Here is a 2,600-nt window from a genome sequence, read left to right on the forward strand (position 1 = left end):
CATTGGTAAAACAGCGACGAATATTTTCGTGGAGCATGACTGCTCTCATGCTGGCGGTATATTTCGGCTTTATTCTTTCGCTGGCCTTTATTCCTGCCCGCATGGGTACACCTATCACCGAAGGTCAACCCATGACGTGGGGCGTGCCGATTGGCTTCGCAATGCTCGCCTTTACGGTTCTTCTCGTTGCTGTCTACGTATGGCGCACCAACACCTGCTACGACCCAAAAATAAAAACAATCATCAGGAGCTTCAAAAAATGAAGCGTCTTCTTATCACATTCTCGGCCATCCTTGTTTCGGCAACTGTATACGCGAGCGATGTCCCCGCCGCAGCTCCCAAACATAACCCCATTGCCATAGGCATGTTCCTGGCGTTCGTCGTATTCACTCTATTTGTCACACGATGGGCCGCGCGTAAAAACAATAGTGTTGCCGATCACTATGCGGCAGGCGGCAAAATTACCGGTTTCCAGAATGGTTGGGCCATCGCCGGAGACTACATGTCCGCAGCGTCGTTACTGGGCATCTCCGCCCTGGTTTTTACCAGTGGCTTCGATGGGCTGATCTACTCAATCGGCTTTCTTGCAAGCTGGCCGATCATTCTATTCCTGATCGCGGAGCCATTGCGCAACCTTGGGCGCTACACCCTGGCGGACGTTCTGTCCTACAGACTGAAGCAAAGACCCATACGAGCTTTTGCGGCGTCCAGCTCTATCGTGATCGTGCTGCTTTACCTGGTGTCTCAACTGGTAGGCGCTGGAAAACTGGTGGAACTGCTGTTCGGCTTTGATTACACCGCGGCTGTACTGCTCGTCGGTACGCTGATGGTCGTCTATGTGTTCTTTGGCGGGATGCTGGCAACTACCTGGATTCAGATCATCAAGGCAGTATTACTGCTGACCGGCTGTGTTTTCATGGCTTTCATGGTGTTATCCGAGTTCGGATTCAGCCTGAACCAATTGTTCACTCAAGCCACTCAGGTTCATCCAACCCATGGGGCAATCATGAGCCCCGGAGGTTTGATTACCGACCCGATATCCGCCATTTCCCTGGGGTTGGCACTGGTCTTCGGTACGGCAGGTCTTCCACATATTCTCATGCGGTTTTTCACCGTCGGTGATGTTAAAGCCGCGCGCCAAAGCATTCTTTATGCCTCCGGTCTTGTCGGCATAGGGTATGCGCTGATTGTCATCATTGGCTTTGGCACCATTGCCCTGGTTGCCAGCAATCCCGCCTATCACGATGCATCAGGTGGAATATTGGGTGGCGTTAACATGGTTGCGATTCACCTCGCCCATAACGTCGGCGGTAATGTCTTCCTCGGATTCATGTGTGCGGTATCGTTCTCGACGATATTGGCGGTAGTGGCAGGGTTGACCCTGGCTGGCTCGTCAGCTGTTTCTCATGATCTCTATGCACATGCTTTGCGCCGCGGCACCGCCAGCGACCGTGACGAAATGCGCGTCTCTCGTGTTACGACCATCGTACTGGGTGTGTTGTCGATCCTCCTGGCGATTGCGTTTGAAAAGCAAAACATCGCCTTTATTGTGAGCTTAACGTTCTCCATCGCCGCAAGTTCAAACTTTCCGGTACTGTTGTTATCGATCTACTGGAAAGGCTTGACGACCCGTGGCGCCGTGATTGGCGGATCGCTGGGGCTGGTATCGGCAATTACCCTGTGCATTCTCAGTCCAACCGTTTGGGTCAAGATCCTGCATCATCAGCAAGCCTGGTTCCCTTATGAATATCCGGCCCTGTTTTCAATGGCCGTAGCATTCATCGGTATTTGCTGGTTTTCCATTACCGATCGCTCCGCCAGTGCCATCAGTGAGCGCAATCGATTCGAAAATCAGTTGGTCGACTCTGAACTGGGTACGCCGGCAACATGGAAGGCTCAGTTCAAAGCTGATTGATCCATGTAGTTACTGTCTGCATTAAATAATTCCTGAATGACGGCGCTTATGCTCCATGTGCTGTTGGGGCATTTGTGCCTGAAAAATAGCTGAATAGTTAATACAAAAATAATAACCTCGACTTGGGTGCACATAAATGAAATGTACTTTGACCGTTGCGGCTGCCATGTGTGTATTGGCGCAGCAAGCCCATGCGGCTGGTTTCATTGATGATAGTAAGGCTGCGCTTAAACTGCGCAATTACTATATCAACAGCGATTATCGTGACTCTGCAACACCCGCGCAGCAAGCCGCCAATCAAAGTTATCAAGCGGAATGGGGGCAGGCTTTCCAGGTGGAATTCATCTCCGGATACACCCAAGGCCCTGTAGGATTTGGTGTCGATGCTTTAGGCATGTTGGGCGTAAAGCTCGACTCAAGCGCCGGCAAGCATGGCAATCCAACGGGTACCAATTTCGGTGGCGTGGTGTTTCCAAGCGACGGCGACCATGCGGTTGACGATTTTTCCAGCCTTGCATTGACCGGGAAAGTGAAGATATCCAAGACCGAGTTGAAGCTGGGTACTCTGGTCCCGAAACTGCCGGTTATCTTCAGCAATGACGGGCGTTTGCTGCCGCAAACCTGGCAGGGAACCCAGGTTACCTCCGCGGATATCAGGGATCTGACCCTGGTAGGAGGGCAAATT

3 protein-coding genes are annotated in these 2,600 nt (G+C 51.9%); all 3 read left to right on the top strand.

Annotated features, from left to right (window positions below; genetic code table 11):
- The coding region (locus ACXRVY_RS23575; protein ID WP_458238381.1) for a DUF485 domain-containing protein at positions 1-263 on the top strand (263 nt) is incomplete at its 5' end.
- Positions 260-1,915: a cation acetate symporter gene (locus ACXRVY_RS23580; protein ID WP_223457950.1), complete on the top strand. Its 1,656-nt coding sequence runs from the start codon at positions 260-262 to the stop codon at positions 1,913-1,915. The genes ACXRVY_RS23575 and ACXRVY_RS23580, both read left to right, overlap by 4 nt.
- 136 nt (positions 1,916-2,051) lie before the next feature.
- Positions 2,052-2,600: OprD family outer membrane porin (locus tag ACXRVY_RS23585; RefSeq protein ID WP_458238382.1), on the top strand; the 549-nt coding region annotated here is incomplete at its 3' end.

The sequence above is a fragment of the Pseudomonas sp. P5_A2_2 genome (genome assembly GCF_054177685.1).